Origin of the sequence: Butyrivibrio sp. ob235 (assembly GCF_900109475.1) — a bacterium.
Taxonomy (GTDB): domain Bacteria; phylum Bacillota; class Clostridia; order Lachnospirales; family Lachnospiraceae; genus Butyrivibrio.
The window spans coordinates 22,545-39,959 of the sequence record NZ_FOBE01000001.1 but is presented as its reverse complement, the minus strand read 5'-3'; the positions used below and the strand labels follow the sequence as shown (position 1 = coordinate 39,959).

Below are 17,415 nucleotides of genomic sequence, written 5' to 3'. Positions count from 1 at the left end.
ATGCAGCTTGATTTTCATTATTACGCAACCTACTGTGCCGCATTTCTTGCCGGATACTCCCATGAAGAATGTATGGATATCTGTTACAGTGCCCAGTTTGTAGATGAATGCACGGCAGCTTTCCTGTCAAGGATAATGGTGCCTGATAAGTATGCCACAACACAGCTTAATCTTGAGCTCATGGATATGCCCACTGATATACTGGGGTTACAGAAAATCACAGGAATTTGGACCGCTTTTCACTTTTTGCCCTATGATCTGTATGCAGAAAAAAAGTGGGCTTCAAAAAGGTATAAAAACAAATACAGACTAATCTGCGGCCCCAACGGAGAACTGGTTTCCAAGACTATAGACCTTGCAAAGGACAAACCTCTCCAGGCGGTGGGCATTGCCATGCACATCCTTGCCGATACCTGGGCTCATAGGTATTTTGCAGGCACTCCTTCCCTTGTAATAAACAATACAAACTATGATTTTTATGAGCTTATTCCTGATGGAAACGGTTTTACTGAGCGACAGATCAGCTTCAGGCACAATGCAACTCTTCCCGATGATATAGAAAAGGGACTTTACACCAATTCTCTGTATCAGGGAAACGAAAACTCCATAATGAATCTCGGACACGGAAGAGCCGGTCATTTCCCGGATTATAGCTTTGCAAGATACAAATATACTCCTATGTGGGGGAATTATTCTATAATACTAAAAGACAATCCTTCCGATTATATGAATGCTTTTTGCCAGATGATATATGCAATGAAGTATCTACGCGGAAGTAATGATGTTTTCGAGCTTGAAAAATATGATACTAACGCCATCGCCGATTACAAAGATCGTATCCGCGGTATTCTCGAAAAGCGCCAGCTTAACGCCAACGCGGATTGGAAAGCTTTCGGAGAGGAACTCTCCGGCATGGAGATTGAGGACTTCAACATAAATAAATATCTGGATGAATACCGGGGCGCTCTTATTGAGCAAAAGAAACATACATTTCTCGGAAAATTTCTTAACGCTGCTTTAGATCAAAAAATGATGGTAAAAAGTGAGATTCAAAAATCAGGAAATTTCCTGGCAGGTTTTTCCTCCAGGAAAATAAAGAGGCACTAATATATGACCAGAGTTCAAAAAATCAAAAGTTTCATATTTTCCATATTTATGATCATCGCTGCGGTAGCACTTATTTTATATCCCGAGCATGCATATTCTTACATTGTCCTTATTCTTGGCGTCGGTCTTTTGTTTTACGGAATTAATACCCTAATATATTTTTTTACCATGGCACGTCATATGATAGGCGGCAAGTATATGCTGTACAAGGGTGTAATTTTCACTGATTTCGGATATCTGACTTGTACGCTGAACAATATTCCACGCATCTATGTTATTCTGTATCTTGCAATTTTACATAGTTTTACCGGACTTGTGGAAATTCTTCGGGCACTGGAAAACAGGAGCCATGGCGGAGCCTTTAAACTTAAATTAGCACACGGAATATACGATATGATTCTTGCAGCCTGCTGTATAATCTTTATAAAAGAAACTCACACGGTTGTAATTATATATTCCGTCGGGCTCATATATTCCGCACTATTTCGTTTTGTCGGGGCACTTAGAAAAAATGTTTAAAAAAGTACTGTCTTCTCGTAAATCGAGTCTGACAGTACTTTTTATTTATTGTGCAAAATAATTATCTATACCGTTTGCAATACCAAGCATCATCTTCTGCTGATACTCAGGTGATGCCATATTGGTATCGTCTGTAGGATTGGACATATAGCCCATCTCGATAATGGTTGATGGAACAGTCGCCCAGTTGATACCTGTCATGGTATCCGTCTCCCAAACATACTGCTTCTTAAATCCTGTCGCAGCAATATATGCATCCAGTACACAATCCGAAAGCTTTCTTGACTGAGAATACATATTCGCATTATAAGGATTTGAAGGAGTCTGACAGATAGTCATTGCTCCGTTTACAGAAGTATCGTCGGAACCGTTTGCATGTATTCTTACAAATGCTTCTGCGCCAGCATTATTTGCTATCTGTGCTCTCTCAATATTGGTTATCCTTACATCGTTGGATTCTCTTGTCATAATAACAGTATAACCGCGTCTTGTGAGCTCATCCTTAAGCATAAGTCCGATAGTAAGAGCGAGCTGATATTCTGCAAGGCCTGTGGTTTTTCCTGCCGTACCGCCGGTAACCTTCATTTTCATAGTGCTTGAACCGGGTCCGTTGGGCTCCTTATCCGTCATTGCACCATTCTGATGTCCGGGATCGATACATACGATGTGACCACCTGTGTGAGGTGTTTCAGCAGGAGCTGCCACAGTTTCAGTCTGTACTTCCTCGGCATTTGCCTGTTCCTCGCCTTCAACCTGAGTATCTTCGGAAGATGACTCTTCCTGAGCTGCATCCTTAGCATCCTCTGAATTTTGAGCATCTGCTTCATTCGTCTGTTCCTCATTTACATTTTGAGTATCTTCAGCTGTTGCCTGATCTTCTGCTTCGCTCTGAACTTCTTCTGCGCTTGTCTGCTCCTGCGCCTTGTCTGCCTCGGAATTTTCTGTATTTACGCCTTCACCCTGCACTTCGGCAGATTCCTCTGTTACTGTCTGATTATCAGTTGAAGTCTCGGGATCCTCCGCTGCATTTTCAGCGGCATCTACAGTCTCTGTCTGTGCTACAACCTGCTCGGCCTCATCACCTGAGTTTTCTCTTACCTCTACGGGATCCCGAAGCAAAACCGCAACAACTACAGTTAATAACACTACAAAGCTTACCCCTAAAGCTATAAAGGGAACTGCTCTTTTTGCTTTCTTACTCATTAAACATCCTCTATCTTGATAAGGTTTGTGTTACCTGATTCGCCGTTTGTAACACCACCTGTTATAACTATCTTGTCGCCTTCCTTAAGGTCAAAGGTTTCAATTGCAACCTTCTTTGCACTGTAGAAAAGCACATCCGTTGAAGGGAATACATCACACATCTTGGGTGTAACTGCCCAGGAAAGTGAGAGCCATCTCCAGGTCTTTTCATTAGTAGTAAGGCCGATTATATCAACAGGTGAGCGGAATCTTGAAACCATTCTTGCTGTGCGTCCTGAAAGTGTGCAAGCAACAATTGCCTTTGCGTCAAGGTCTATAGCCATTCCGCAGGTCGCATGAGAAATTGCATCCACATCACTTTTTATAATGAAATCATAGTTGTAGAAGCGCTTGTTGTAATGTATATTCTGCTCGGTTGTCTCCGCAATCTTAGCCATGGTCTCAACCGCCTGAACAGGATAAGCACCTGCAGCTGTCTCGCCTGAAAGCATGATTGCACTTGTTCCGTCATATACAGCGTTTGCAACGTCAGAAGTCTCAGCTCTTGTGGGACGCGGATTGTGGATCATAGACTCAAGCATTTCCGTAGCAGTAATTACACGCTTTCCGAGCATACGACACTTAGTGATAAGATCCTTCTGAATTGCCGGAAGCTGTTCAAACGGAACCTCAACACCCATGTCGCCTCGCGCAACCATGATACCGTCACACTCCTTGCAGATATCTTCAATATTGTCATAACCTGACTGGTTCTCAATTTTCGCAATAAGCTGAACCTTGTCATCCCCGCCGTTAGCCTTAAGGAAATTATGAACATCCACAAGATCCTGCTTTACAGAAACGAAGGAACATGCAATGAAGTCCACATCGTTCTCAACACCGAAAAGGATATCTGATTTATCCTGCTCTGAGAGGTAAACCTGCTTGATGTGTTTTCCGGGGAAGCTCATGCTCTTCTTATCCGAGAGCTCACCGCCTGTTACAACCTCTGTCTCAATCCTTGTGCCGTCTGTACTAAGAACCTTAAACTCCAAAAGTGCATTATTTAAAAGGATTCTGTCGCCCTTGTAAAGCTCCTTCGCAAGGTTTTTATAGCTAACTGAAACGATGGTGTCGTCACCCTTTATATCCTCGGTTGTAAAGGTGAACTTTTTACCTTCTTCAAGATGAACCTTGCCATCCTTAAAGGTTCCGATTCTGTACTCCGGTCCCTTTGTATCAAGAAGAATAGCGATGGGAAGTCCAAGCTCCTGTCTTACTTTCTTGATTCTCTTTATTCTAGTGAGCTGCTCTTTATGATCTCCGTGTGAAAAATTGAGACGCGCAACATTCATGCCTGCCTTGCAGAGAGCTGCAATCATCTCCTCTGATTCACTTGCCGGACCGATAGTACATACAATTTTGGTTTTTCTCATAAAAATCTCCTATATTAAATATATTTTCGAAACGCATGCCCTAAATATAATACATCTTATATTTTTTATCTACCCATTTATAATAAAGAAATCAAATTACAAAACTTCTTATTTTTTATGAGATTTTCCCTAACGTCAATTTTATTACTGCCTACCAAGATTATTTATTAAATAAGGATATCTTGGTATACATGAGCATGGCCAATGCCAATATATCGAGTAATTCACAATTTTATTGGTATGATGAAATCGTTGTATTACCAAGAAATATCATATTTACCCATTTTCTGGGTATAAACAGGATTGATAATAGCCAATATTTTTCATATATTTCAAATATCTTGGTTCGGTAATAACTTTTTTATACCAAGATTTTTATATAATTCCATATTTCTTGGTACGATATCGATTTTTCATCACCCAAATTTCACGAATTACATGTATATCTTGGTACTGTAACCCATTTTAAATACCAAGATATTTTAATATTAAATTTTTATGGGTACAGGTGCAATTAAGCATTACCAAGATAATGCTAATTTATAAAATATTCAGGCTCATAAAGCGGTCCTTATCCCAGAAGACTTGAGATCAATAATGTACCTGAGTCCAATGATATACTTCAGACAATTGTCCCCAAGATACACTACTCCTCTTATCTGATAAATAATAATCAAAATATTGATATTCAACTAATCATAGTTATCCAAAGCTGTGTTATCATAGATGAATAGAAAAACGATGGGGGAAATAAAAAAAATGCAGACCAAAAATCGACTTGAATCAATAGATACGATAAGAGGCATAACTGTAATCAGTATGATACTGTATCATTTTTGTTGGGATCTTAAGTTTATTAAAGGATTCAACATGCCATGGTACGGAACCATCGGAACATATATGTGGCAACAGAGCATATGCTGGAGCTTTATATTGATATCAGGCTTTTGTCTGCACTTTGCAAGACAGCCAATCAGGAATGGGCTGATCGTATCATTATGTGGGTTCATCGTTACAGGAGTTACCCTGATAGTACTGCCGGAGGATCCGGTTTATATTGGTGTGCTTACTCTCCTTGGCTCATCTATGCTTATTCTTGGACTGGTTATTTTTTTGCTAAAAAAGCTTGGAATCATCGATAATGCCAATCACACAAAAGAAAACAAGCATCTGTTTGATCCACTATGGGGATTTTTTATTTCTGCCATATTATTTGCAATCACAAAGAAAATCAACGTCGGATTATTGAATTTTGGAGTATATAAACTGGCTCTTCCCGATGCATTATACGGAAGAGGCCTTAATGACGGAATGTCCAATTTGCATCTGACTTATCTTGGATTTATGCAGGAGGGCTTTATTTCATCAGACTATTTTTCAATTATGCCCTGGTTTTTCCTTTTCCTCACAGGATTTTTTCTCTATGGTATTCTTGAAAAGCGGTTTAGTAAAAGTTATTTCAAAATAAAAATACAGCCTTTTTCCTGGATTGGAAAACATTCACTTTTAATATATATGATACATCAGCCAATTTTATATGGAATTACGATGCTATTATGATAGAATAAGCATATATTTTTTAGAGGGGATTATTGCATCATTAGGAGGAGACATAAGGTATGAAGAAAGAAAAAACTAAAGGTATGGGGTTTGCGATAGTTTTTACCGTTGCTTTTGTGGGAGCTATTGCATTGATCGCAGTTATTCTTATAATGTCAAACAAGCTCCGCAAATTCAAAGTAGATATGTTTGTCCTTTTCAATGAGGCAGATATATGCGTTGGTGAAGGCGTTGACGGACAGTACAGGATAAGTCGCGATAACCTTACAGCACTAAGCGCTATTCTCCAATCAACGAGAGGCTATTTTACTTTTGATAAGCCCGAGACGAGTGAAGAAATCAATCTTAAAATAACTCACGACGGTGAAGACTGGAATCTGTCCATTGCAAGAGCCGGTGATAATAAGTTAAAACTTGTTCTTACAGGAGAACGAAACTATGAGGTTTATGTAAAGGATAATAAGAAATTTGAAGATATACAAAAATGTGTATCCGGTAACGGCTATATTGCTGCCAATAAGCCGTTTAATGGAAAAAAATGATAATTATTTTAGGCATGGTTAAAAGTGAGAATAAGCACAGCTTTTACTATAAAGTATAAGCTTGTGCTTATTTTTATTTGTCGCCTTCAAAGTATGCATGTAAAAATCTACTGTTAAATTCGCACAAATCATCTCACTTGACATGAATGCAAATTTATGGTTATATATGATTCGTTATCAATCCGATAATTGATATGCGTTCAGCATATTATTTTCACAACTATGACATGTTGATATGTGAAACTAAATACACCCATAGGCCATGGGAGAAAGGAATAAATCAAGCAAAATTATTTTATTTTTTGCAATATAAAAAATGAACAAAAGTAATAATATAGTACCGGAGTATGAATTCATACCATTTCTTAAAAAAAGAGCTGAATTTTTGAAAAAGGAAATTGCAACTCGTAAAAAACGTCTGAAAAGTGCTCCCGCCGGTAGTCTTCGAATAGTAAAGAAAAAGCACTGTAGCCAATATTATCTTGGTGGTAAGAATAACATAAAAGGAAACTATATTTCTAAGTCAGAGATGCCATTAATTAGGTCGTTGGCTCAGAAAAAATACGACAAGAAATATGTAAGCGCCGCAGAAGCAGAACTTAAAGGCATTCAGAAATTCATCAATAGCAATCCCGGCAAAACAGCCACAATTGTGGCTACTTTTCCTGACGAATTAAGAGATGCATTGGATTACGCTGATATGACAATAAATGACTATTCTAATATCTGGCAAAACTCACCTTATACTGCTAAGAAAAATGATGGAGATAATACCTTACATATGACAAGAAGAGGCGAACATGTTCGATCAAAATCAGAGGAAATCATAGCTAATGCATTATTTAGACATGGCATCCCTTATAAATACGAGTGCCCTGTTTCACTGCACAACGGTGAAATCCGATATCCTGATTTTACGATTCTGCATCCTCATAACGGAAGTATTGTATATTGGGAGCATTTAGGAATGCTAGATAATCCTCAGTATATTGAAAACAACATATTGAAGTTCAGAGATTACGAGAAATCAGGAATACAATTAGGAAAGAACCTATTGGTAACATACGAGAATTCTAAGTCGCCATTAAATTCTATGATAGTTGAAAACTTCATAAAGGTTCACTTTTCCTGATTCATTGTTTCGTATTATCTTGGTTGTCGTAAATTACACTTGTACCTATATATTTTTTATATTTATTGTTTCTTGGTCGCGAAAATGGGTTATCGTACCAAGATATATAGTTTTTTCAGAAAATCTAGGTTATTAAAAATCAGTATCAAACCAAGATTATGCGAATTCTTAAGATATCTTGGTAATAATATTTCGTTACCAAACCAAGATATTTGAGATTTGTGAAATATATTGGTAATTAACAATTATGTTTATACCAATATATTGGTATATCTCGCTTTTTCTTGGTAATACATCAATTTCATCATACCAATATATCAGTGAATCACTCGATATATTGGTAATGGTCCCATTTACGCGCACCTATATATTTCGGAAACATCAGTTATCTTGGTATAGACTGTATTATCTTGAACTATCTTATATCCAATTTCTTGTACCAAAATGAATAGATAGAAAAATAGCCATAAAAACTGGGCATGCCTTTAATGGCATGCCCATATGTAATAAAAAAATAATCTAAAAAGTACCAGTACAGCAAGATATTCTTCTAAGAATTTATTCAGGAAATAACCTCTATTGCCTTCTTCGGGCACTTCTGCGCGCAGAGGCCGCAATGTGTACACTTGTCCTGATCGATGGAGGCAACGTTGTTCTCTACGGTAATTGCACCTGCGGGACAGTTCTTCTCACAGATGTGGCAAGCGATACAGCCGACCTTACAGTATTTGTTAACTGCCTGGCCTGGATCATTTGACTTACAACGAACCGACTCTGTTGCATCGTAGGGAACAAGGTCAATAAGGTGTCTGGGACAGATGTTGATACACTGGCCACAGGCCTTACAAGCTTCCTTATCTACTACTGCTATTCCGTTTACCACATGAATAGCATCAAACTGACACACATTCACACAGCTTCCGCCGCCTAAACATCCGAAGGTACAAGTCTTGGGACCGGCACCGGGAACCTGATTGATAACTCGGCAGTCTTCTGCTCCGTAATATTCATATCTCTGAGTTGCCTGTTCGCAATCGCCGCCACAGTGGACATAAGCCACCATACGCTTTGCTTCGCCCGCATCAACTCCCATAATTCCTGATATAACAGCAGCTACCGGAGGTCCTCCAACCGGACACTGTGAAACCGGAGCTTCACCTTTGGCGATAGCTGCAGCGCATCCCGAACATCCGGGGAATCCGCATCCACCACAGTTATTTCCGGGAAGTGCTTCCAAAATAGCCTGTTCTTTCTCATCTACATCTACATGCAGCTTCATGTCGGCAACGCCAAGGATTATTCCGATAAGAATACCAACACCGGCAACCACTGCAGTAGCAATGAGTACACCACTAATCATAATTTTCTCCTTTTTCCCCTCATCCGTCAGACTTCGTCTGACACCTTCCCCCCAAGGGGAAGGCAGAGGATTTATTCAGAATCGCTATCTCACCTCAATGCTGAGAATCCTGTAAACGCTATCGCCATAAGTGCAGATGCAAGAAGTACGGTGGGCATTCCTCTGAAAGGCTTGGGAATGTCATTGAACTGAATCTTCTCACGAATGCCTGCAAGAATTACGATGGCAATCGTAAAACCAACTGCTGTAGCAAAGCCGCAGATTGTACTCTCAAGAAGGCTGTAACCGTCTGTTACATTGTTGAGCGCAACACCGAGAACCGCACAGTTTGTAGTAATAAGGGGAAGATATACACCCAGTGACTGATAGAGAGATACCACAAACTTTTTGAGGAACATCTCAACAAACTGAACCAGCATCGCTATAACCATGATGAAAACGATGGTCTGCAGGAATGATAAATCGAGTGGTGAAAGTATAAATTTGTAAATTGCATTGGTAACAAGGGATGCAAGCGAAATAACGAAAACGCACGCCATACCCATACCGAAAGCTGTCTCTGTTTTTCTTGAAACTCCAAGGAAAGGACAAAGTCCGAGGAACTGGCTAAGTACTACGTTGTTAACAAGAGAGGCTGTAATCATAATGGACAAAAGTCCTATAATCGTATCTGTCATTTCTTATCCTCCTCTCCCGGAACAATTACTTCTTTGATCTGTGGCTCCGATACATTACCAACTACTACAGGCTCTTTCTCGGGAACCTTGATATCGGAAGGCTTTACCACATCTGCTTTAGCTTCTATTGGCTTAACAACCTCAGCCTTTGCCTCTGCCTTCTCTTTTGCAAGAAGCTCTTCCTTAACTTTCTTTGGATCCTTGATCTCCACATCACTACAGCAACCGCCGACACCAAACTTGGAAGTATCCTTGCCCTTCTTCTCAAGATTGAACTTAACCTGATTCATTATTGCAATCAGAACTGCAAGAACAATGAATGCACCTGCCTGCTGAATGAAAATACGAATCGGCTGATACTGGCTGAAGAAATATCCTACAGGTCCGGGAACAACACTGCCCTCACCAAATACCTGTACATCAAACATTGTGCCGCCACCGATAAGCTCACGGAAAAGACCGATAACTGTGATAGCGCAGGTAAAGCCAAGTCCCATTCCTATTCCATCGAAAAATGAAGGAACAACGTTGTGCTTGGAAGCATAAGCCTCTGCTCTACCAAAAATAATACAGTTAACAACGATAAGCGGAATGTATACGCCCAGTGCCTGATACATAACCGGAACATAAGCCTGCATAACAAGCTGAACCAGTGTAACGAACGAAGCAATTACAACGATGAATGCAGGGATACGAACGGTATCCGGAATCACTTTTCTAAGGAGTGATATAACCGCATTACTGAGTGCTAAAACGAATGTTGTAGCAAGTCCCATGGTTACACCGTTTATAGCGGAAGTCGTAACTGCAAGCGTGGGACACATTCCGATCATGAGAACCAGTGTGGGATTCTCAACTATAAGTCCATTCAGGAAGCGCTCGATAGGAGTGTCCTGTGTAAAGCCCAAGGCTCCTTTTTTCTCTTCACTCATACGAACCTCCTTAACCGTTAAGAGCAGCCTGGAAATATGCAACAGCTGCATTTACGCCGTAAGTAACCGCTTTAGATGTGATTGTTGCACCTGAAATAGCTGCTATCTCACTATCTGAAGAAGCTGCATTTTTTGTAACAGAAAACTGAGTTGCCGGTTTTCCCGGGAACTGAGGTACAAGTACCTTCTCAGCATTCATTCCAAGACCCGGAGTCTCATTTATGGAAATAAGTGAAATGCCGTTAACCACGGATTCATTTGTTATACCAACCGTGAAGACAATCTTATCTCCGTATCCTCCGCTTGTAACCTGAACGACATATCCAAGACCGTTGCCGGAACCGTCAACTGCTTTTTTCACACTATTGATCTCTATCTTGCTGTAATCGGGGCCGCTGAGTACCGAAGCAGCTGTAGCTTCATCAAGATCAACATCCTCGAAATTAGCTGCATCAGGAAAAACTGCCTGATTAGCTTTAATCTGTGCAAGCTCATTCTGATATGCTATCGGATCCTTCGTAACCTGATAAACAAATCCAAGAGAAACACCTGCAACAAGAGTGATTATGAAAAGAATGAGTGCATTTTTCAGCATAGTTTTTACATCTGTCATGCTTTTTTCTCCTCCTTCTTTTCTACGGGTCTGATACCGAAGGCTCTCGGAATTGTGTACTTCTCGATGAGCGGAACGATCAGATTACCGATGATGATTGCATAGGAAACACCCTCTGCGGAAGCTCCGAATACACGGAAAATTCCGGTAAGTACTCCGAGGAACACGCCATAAATATATTTTCCTTTTGTAGTTATGGGACTCGTTACATAGTCGGTAGCCATGAAAAACGCACCAAGCATAAGTCCGCCACCTGCAAGCTGTGCAGAAATATATGTGCCGTTTAATCCATGTCCTCCGAAAATGATAACGAACAGTACAAAGGAAGCAATGTATGTTCCGGGAATCTTTAAATCAATGATTCCAAGCATGATAAGAATACATGCACCTATCACTATCGCAATCATTGATGTCTCACCGATTGTACCGGGGATTTTACCAATGATCATATCGATAACGGTAACCTCTTCTCCTGCCTTAAGAGCAGCAAGAGGTGTGGGTGATGTATAAGTATCCGTTGCAAAATTGGTCATAAGTGCCGGGAATGATATAAGCAAAAAGCATCTTGCAGCAAGGGCAGGATTCATGAAGTTCTGTCCAAGACCTCCAAAGAGCATCTTTACAACAAGAATCGCAAACACGCCACCGACGATGGGAAGCCACCAGGGAGCTGTGCAAGGCAGGTTCATTCCAAGGAGCAGACCTGTAACAACTGCAGAAAAATCACCTATAGTGATTTTCTTATTCATTATCTTTTCATAGCAGAACTCGGTAGCGACAGTGGAGAATACCGAAATCAAAAGTATTATCAGGGCGTCGATACCGAAATTATAAATGCCAAAACCGGCAGCCGGAAGAAGTGCGATGACAACCCACATCATTATGTTTGAAGTTGTCACACCGGACCGAACATGCGGATTTGACGAAACTTTCATCATATCGCTCATTGTTTTTTCCTTTCTGTTACTTCTTCCTCTTTCCAAGTTGAATCTTACGCATACCCTTGATCAGCTGAGTAAGCTGTCTTCTTGCGGGGCAGATATAACTGCAGCATCCGCATTCGCAGCATTCCATACCATACTCGGCAAGGAATTTTTCTTCCTGACCATTCTCAACATCATCCGCAAGGTTCTTTGGGATGAGTCTCTCGGGACACACATCCACACATTTCGCACAGTTAATGCAGGCACTGGGCTCAATTGCGGAAACAGCATCCTCAGTAAGACAGGTAAGCGCTGAAGCAGTCTTGGTTGTGGGAACATCAAGGTCAAACAGTGCAAATCCCATCATGGGTCCGCCTGAAATGATCTTAGCCGGAGTTCTTACAAATCCGCCTGCGTCATCCAGAAGTTCTCTGTAGTTTGTTCCGATTCTGACCTTATAGTTACGGGGATCAGCTACTGCATCTCCCGTGATGGTAACTATTCTCTCCATCAAAGGTCTTCCCTCGGTAACAGCTCTGCTTACCGCACACAGAGTATCAACATTATCTACGATGCATCCTGCATCAGCGGGAAGCATTGAAGAATTGATTTCTCTCTTTGTGCACGCATATATGAGCATACGCTCTGCACCTTCAGGATATTTTGTCTGAAGGGCTTTTACCATGATCTTATCGTCATCCTTGGTAAGCTCACGGAATTTTGCTATACAATCCGGTTTGTTATCCTCGATAGCAAGAATACCTCGCGCATTCGGGAAAAGCGAAACCGCAATTCTAAGACCGCTGAGAAGGAGCTCGGGTTCCTCAACCATACGACGATAGTCACTGGTAAGGTACGGCTCACATTCAGAGCAGTTTGCAATTACATACTCGATTTTTTCAGGTTCTTTTGGAGATAATTTGACAGCAGTAGGGAATCCGGCACCACCCATTCCGACAACACCGGCCTCTCTTATGAGGTCAATCTTTTCCTGCGTGGTAAGTTCCTCCAAGGGTTTGGTAGGAAGCATCTCGCCTTCCTCGTATAGACCGTCATTTTCAACGATAATGCTGTCGCACATACCGCCGGTAGCCAGTCTTCTCTTCTCAATTCCCTTGACTGTTCCTGATACAGTTGCATAGATTGGTGCTGAGACGAAGCCTCCTGCTTCAGCAATCTTCTGTCCCACCAGTACATGATCGCCCTTCTCAACGATAGGCTTAGCAGGTGCCCCGATATGCTGAGATATCGGATAGACAAGATCACCCTTTGGCAGGACTTCCTTGATGGGCTTATCCTTAGAAAGCTCTTTGCCTTCGTAAGGATGAACTCCCCCCACAAAAGTTAATTTAGCCATTTCCTACCCTTTCTTTTATTGCCATATAAGGCTAATTTTTGCCCAGAAAAATATTACTTAAAAATGGAAAAATATAAAGAAAACACCCCCACCCCAAATAATGTTATTCTGAACGAATAAAAATACTGAAATTATTATACTACAATTATTTGGAATTAGTCAGATTTTAATAAGAAATATACTCATTTATTTTCACTATTTGTGTGCTACAATGAAAATGTTTATAGTTTTTCTAAAATTTTACGGAGTATTGGTATGAAAATAGTAAATGAAAAAATAGAAAATACTGCAGATGGATACCCGCTTAGCAGGATTTGTGATAATCCTGCAGATATCCTTTTTTTAGATATAGAGACCACCGGTCTTTCTCCGAAAAACAGTGTCATTTATCTCATCGGTTGTGCTTACTACAAAGAAGGAACCTGGCAGCTCCGTCAGTTCTTCGCCGATAAGCGCGGTGAGGAAGACGAACTTTTAAAAGCGTTTCTCGCATTTGCAAAGGACTTTAAGGTTCTGTTACATTTCAACGGTGACAGATTTGATCTGCGTTTTATCAAGTTCAAATGCGAAAGGTTCCATATCGAAGACACTCTCGAAACCGCAAAATCCATTGATATTTACAAGAGGGTTGCTCCATATAAAAACATTCTCGGAGTCCCTGACTGCAAACAAAAAACAATTGAGTTATTCCTGGGTATCGACAGAACAGATGTCTACACCGGAGGCGAACTTATAAGTGTATACAAGGATTATCTTATTTCTCAGAGTGAGCGCTCCTATGATCTTTTGCTGCTTCATAACGCTGATGATGTCCGCGGTATGTTTGCGCTACTGCCTGCTCTTTACTATCATGATCTTTTCCAAAAGCTTATAAATCAGAAGGTTATTCTGTTCAATACAGATGCTTCGGTATTCCCGGAGGTTCGCACTGGATTCCTGGTTGATGAAGGTTCTGAAAACGAAAATCCCGATGCTGTGATAGACCTGCCTATTCGCGCAATGAAAGTCCAGGCAAACTATTATAAGGATATTGACGGAACAAAAAAGGAAGAGATACTTATGAAAATATCTCTTCCCGATACGCTTCCTTCTTCTATAGGTGCATCCTATAAGGGCTGCTACTTCAAGGCTGAAGGCGACACTGCCACTCTTCGTATTCCGCTCCTTGAAGCCGAGCTAAAATTCTTCTACAACAATTACAAGGATTATTATTATCTTCCCGCTGAAGATCAGGCACTGCATAAGTCCGTCGCACAGTTTGTTGACAAGACTCACAGGGTTCAGGCAACCGCAGCTAACTGCTATACCAGAAAACCCGGGCAGTATCTGAAGGAATGGGATGCCATTTTCTCGCCTGTATTCAAATGGGACTATAACGATAAGACCATGTATTTTGAGTTGACCGATGCACTAAAGCAGAGCCGCGCCGCTATGAGCTTGTATGCGGTGCATGTGCTGGGGCATATTATAGCGAATGCATAGCCTGCTCGATGTCTGCGATAAGGTCTTCCTTATCTTCAAGTCCGCAGCTGATTCTGATAAGTCCAGCAGGAATTCCGGCTGCTTCGAGCTGCTCATCTGTAAGCTGTCTGTGTGTTGAAGTTGCCGGATTGAGGCAGCAGGTTCTTGCATCTGCAACATGTGTCTCAATAGCACAAAGCTTTAATTTACCCATAAATTCTTCGGCTGCAGCTCTTCCACCTTCAATTTCGAAGGATACAACTCCACATCCGCCGTTACCCATATACTTCATAGCTCTGTCGTAATAAGGATCAGATTTAAGTCCGGGATAGTTGACCTTAACTACCTTGGGATGCTTTTCAAGGAACTCTGCAACAGCTGTTCCATTCTCAACGTGACGAGGCATACGAACATGAAGTGACTCGAGTCCGAGATTCAAATAGAATGCATGCTGAGGGGACTGGATACTTCCGAGATCTCTCATAAGCTGTGTTGTAGCTTTAGTAATGAAAGCACCTTCTTTACCAAACTTCTCTGCATAAATAATACCGTGATAAGATTCGTCGGGAGTTGTAAGTCCGGGGAACTTGTCTGCATGTGCCATCCAATCAAATTTTCCGGAATCAATAATAGCTCCGCCGACTGCAGCTCCATGACCATCCATATACTTGGTTGTGGAATGTGTAACAATATCTGCACCCCACTCAATAGGTCTGCAGTTAACAGGTGTCGGGAATGTGTTGTCTACAATAAGTGGAACACCGTGCTCATGTGCTGCCTTCGCGAATTTCTCAATATCCAAAACAGTGAGCGCAGGATTAGCTATTGTCTCACCGAATACAACCTTGGTATTGTCCTGAAAAGCAGCGTTCAGCTCTTCCTCAGTACAATCAGGATCAACAAAGGTAACCGTGATTCCCATCTTTGCCATTGTTACAGCGATAAGATTAAAAGTTCCACCGTAAATTGAAGCAGAGGATACAATGTGATCTCCCGCTTCACAGATATTGAACAGCGCAAAAAAGTTTGCTGCCTGTCCTGAGGAAGTGAGCATTGCTGCTGTTCCACCCTCAAGCTCAGCAATTTTTGCTGCTACATAATCATTTGTAGGGTTCTGAAGTCTTGTGTAAAAATAGCCGGAAGCCTCGAGATCAAACAGTTTTCCCATATCACTGCTGGTGTCATACTTAAAAGTAGTAGACTGAACAATCGGAATCTGTCTGGGCTCTCCGTTAGTCGGAGTATATCCTCCCTGAACACATTTAGTGTTTAACTTGTAATTTTTCATAACTCCTCCTTATGTAGAAAGTTCATTTATTCACATATCAAAGCGTTCTGCCGCCCTTAAACCAGAAAATTATGGAAAGAATAGCAAGAACCAATGTAGCCACAACAAGAAGCGCCTCAATAAGAAGCGGTATCTTCCACTTAAGATTTAACTCTTTTATTTTAATCTCCTGATTATCCGGCCAGGAAATTACAAGAATCGCACCGAGAATACCACTCAGTGTCAGGGTTGTAGCCCCAATTATAATGAATTTATCCAGCATATTTTCACACCCGAAATTATACTACTTCAACAAGCTCTATCTTGAAATTGAGTTCTTTTCCCGCCATCTCATGGTTAGCATCAAAAGTGATAGTCTTCTCATCCTTAGCTGTAACCTTCACAGGAATCGGTCTTCCGTACATATCCTGGAGATAAACCTGCTGATCTACGGTAAGTTCCTCTGATCCCGGCATCTCTGCGATTTCCACAGTGAAAACAGCCTCAGGGTCAAACTCGCCATAAGCTTCTTCAGGCATAAGATGTACATCAACAGTCTCGCCTACTTCCATATTTGCAACAGCTTCGTCAAAGCCGCGGATCATCATGCCTGAACCACAGATAAACTGGAGAGGCTCACCTCTGTCATAGGAAGAATCAAACTGTGTGCCGTCATTAAATGTGCCCTTGTAATGTGTGCGGCAAATCTTACCGACATTTTTACCCTCGATCGGAGGCTGGGAACTACATCCGCTGCAGCCGCCGCAGCCGCCTTCGTGTCCGCACATAGACTCCTCTTCTTCGCCGCAGCCATGGCTACCGCAGTGGCCACCTTCTTCGTGAGAACCACAGGAGTGTTCCTCACCGTGATGATCTCCGCAAGTATGTCCTTCGCCGTGATGGTCACAGTTTACACCTGTGCTTTCAAGCTCTCCTCTAAGATAAGCCTCTACCGCTTCATCAGCATTTCCCTGCGCTCCTGCGCAAAGCTCAATTCCGCATTCATCAAGAGCAGCCTTAGCGCCACCACCGATACCTCCACAGATAAGTACGTCGATGTCATTGTTGCCAAGAAGTCCTGCAAGGGCGCCATGTCCCTGTCCGTTTGATCCGATTACTTCCGAAGACTTAACTTTTCCATCCTCTATTTCATAGATCTTGAACTCTTCTGTATGTCCAAAGTGCTGAAACACTTCACCGTTGTCATAAGTTACTGCAATTCTCATTGTATTACCTCCTAAAACTTTGTTCCGCCAAGCGTGTATATTCCCGACAGAACGTCGAACAATAATCACGTTCGACACTTACTCAAAACTTTCTACATTATAACAGTAAAAGCACATTATT

16 protein-coding genes and 1 pseudogene are annotated in these 17,415 nt (G+C 41.3%); 6 read left to right on the top strand and 11 right to left on the bottom strand.

All coding sequences use genetic code 11. The features are described 5' to 3' along the window. The gene (locus BMW61_RS00180; RefSeq protein ID WP_091819356.1) at window positions 1–1,107 is read left to right on the top strand and encodes a DUF6765 family protein; all 1,107 of its coding nucleotides are present in this window, start codon (window positions 1–3) and stop codon (window positions 1,105–1,107) included. Window positions 1,108–1,110: 3 nt separating this feature from the next. After that, complete coding sequence (locus tag BMW61_RS00175; RefSeq protein ID WP_091819355.1) at window positions 1,111–1,626, top strand: DUF308 domain-containing protein; 516 nt, start codon at window positions 1,111–1,113, stop codon at window positions 1,624–1,626. Between the two features lie 45 nt (window positions 1,627–1,671). Here the strand turns inward: BMW61_RS00175 and BMW61_RS00170 are convergent, their stop codons facing one another. Both BMW61_RS00170 and pyk read right to left on the bottom strand, forming a co-directional pair. Further along, window positions 1,672–2,829 (bottom strand): N-acetylmuramoyl-L-alanine amidase family protein, encoded by a 1,158-nt coding sequence (locus BMW61_RS00170; RefSeq protein ID WP_091819354.1) that lies wholly within the window; start codon window positions 2,827–2,829, stop codon window positions 1,672–1,674. Beyond that, entirely contained in the window at window positions 2,829–4,244 is a 1,416-nt protein-coding gene (gene pyk, locus BMW61_RS00165) for a pyruvate kinase (RefSeq protein ID WP_091819353.1), read from the bottom strand. The genes BMW61_RS00170 and pyk overlap by 1 nt, the downstream gene beginning before the upstream one ends. A 759-nt stretch (window positions 4,245–5,003) precedes the next feature. Here pyk and BMW61_RS00160 point away from each other — a divergent pair. The 3 genes from BMW61_RS00160 to BMW61_RS00150 all read left to right on the top strand — a co-directional run bounded on the left by BMW61_RS00160 (window position 5,004) and on the right by BMW61_RS00150 (window position 7,478). Further along, complete coding sequence (locus BMW61_RS00160; protein WP_175475052.1) at window positions 5,004–5,804, top strand: heparan-alpha-glucosaminide N-acetyltransferase domain-containing protein; 801 nt, start codon at window positions 5,004–5,006, stop codon at window positions 5,802–5,804. A gap of 59 nt (window positions 5,805–5,863) precedes the next feature. Continuing rightward, window positions 5,864–6,346 carry a hypothetical protein gene (locus tag BMW61_RS00155; protein WP_091819351.1) on the top strand — a complete coding sequence of 161 codons (483 nt, stop codon included), beginning with the start codon at window positions 5,864–5,866 and terminating at the stop codon, window positions 6,344–6,346. A gap of 385 nt (window positions 6,347–6,731) precedes the next feature. Further along, window positions 6,732–7,478: a PDDEXK family nuclease gene (locus BMW61_RS00150; protein ID WP_175475051.1), complete on the top strand. Its 747-nt coding sequence runs from the start codon at window positions 6,732–6,734 to the stop codon at window positions 7,476–7,478. 562 nt (window positions 7,479–8,040) lie between these two features. Here the strand turns inward: BMW61_RS00150 and BMW61_RS00145 are convergent. From BMW61_RS00145 to rsxC, 6 genes and pseudogenes are all read right to left on the bottom strand, one after another. Further along, a complete protein-coding gene (locus BMW61_RS00145) occupies window positions 8,041–8,838 on the bottom strand; it encodes an RnfABCDGE type electron transport complex subunit B (RefSeq protein WP_022759787.1) in 798 nt (265 codons plus the stop codon). 89 nt (window positions 8,839–8,927) lie between these two features. Continuing rightward, the gene (locus tag BMW61_RS00140) at window positions 8,928–9,515 is read right to left on the bottom strand and encodes an electron transport complex protein RnfA (RefSeq protein ID WP_022759786.1); all 588 of its coding nucleotides are present in this window, start codon (window positions 9,513–9,515) and stop codon (window positions 8,928–8,930) included. Between the two features lie 215 nt (window positions 9,516–9,730). Further along, window positions 9,731–10,447: pseudogene (gene rsxE, locus BMW61_RS00135) on the bottom strand (electron transport complex subunit RsxE); the annotation flags it as partial. Between the two features lie 10 nt (window positions 10,448–10,457). Next, the gene (locus BMW61_RS00130) at window positions 10,458–11,060 is read right to left on the bottom strand and encodes an FMN-binding protein (RefSeq protein WP_022759784.1); all 603 of its coding nucleotides are present in this window, start codon (window positions 11,058–11,060) and stop codon (window positions 10,458–10,460) included. After that, window positions 11,057–12,007 carry an RnfABCDGE type electron transport complex subunit D gene (locus BMW61_RS00125; RefSeq protein ID WP_026497619.1) on the bottom strand — a complete coding sequence of 317 codons (951 nt, stop codon included), beginning with the start codon at window positions 12,005–12,007 and terminating at the stop codon, window positions 11,057–11,059. Before BMW61_RS00125 ends, BMW61_RS00130 begins: the two co-directional genes overlap by 4 nt. A 16-nt stretch (window positions 12,008–12,023) precedes the next feature. Beyond that, window positions 12,024–13,340, bottom strand: a complete 1,317-nt coding sequence (gene rsxC / locus BMW61_RS00120; RefSeq protein ID WP_022759782.1) for an electron transport complex subunit RsxC — start codon at window positions 13,338–13,340, stop codon at window positions 12,024–12,026. 255 nt (window positions 13,341–13,595) lie between these two features. On the opposite strand from rsxC, the gene BMW61_RS00115 reads away from it, so the two are divergent. Beyond that, window positions 13,596–14,822, top strand: coding sequence for a ribonuclease H-like domain-containing protein (locus BMW61_RS00115; RefSeq protein WP_091819349.1), 1,227 nt, complete (start codon window positions 13,596–13,598; stop codon window positions 14,820–14,822). Here the strand turns inward: BMW61_RS00115 and BMW61_RS00110 are convergent. From BMW61_RS00110 to BMW61_RS00100, 3 genes are read right to left on the bottom strand one after another with little or no spacing between them, the layout of a single operon-like run. Next, window positions 14,806–16,089 carry an O-acetylhomoserine aminocarboxypropyltransferase/cysteine synthase family protein gene (locus BMW61_RS00110; protein WP_091819348.1) on the bottom strand — a complete coding sequence of 428 codons (1,284 nt, stop codon included), beginning with the start codon at window positions 16,087–16,089 and terminating at the stop codon, window positions 14,806–14,808. The two genes, BMW61_RS00115 and BMW61_RS00110, sit on opposite strands and share 17 nt — an antisense overlap. A 37-nt stretch (window positions 16,090–16,126) precedes the next feature. Then, a complete protein-coding gene (locus BMW61_RS00105; RefSeq protein WP_022759779.1) occupies window positions 16,127–16,351 on the bottom strand; it encodes a hypothetical protein in 225 nt (74 codons plus the stop codon). 16 nt (window positions 16,352–16,367) lie between these two features. Beyond that, complete coding sequence (locus BMW61_RS00100; RefSeq protein ID WP_022759778.1) at window positions 16,368–17,294, bottom strand: FKBP-type peptidyl-prolyl cis-trans isomerase; 927 nt, start codon at window positions 17,292–17,294, stop codon at window positions 16,368–16,370. Between the last annotated feature and the right edge of the window lie 121 nt (window positions 17,295–17,415).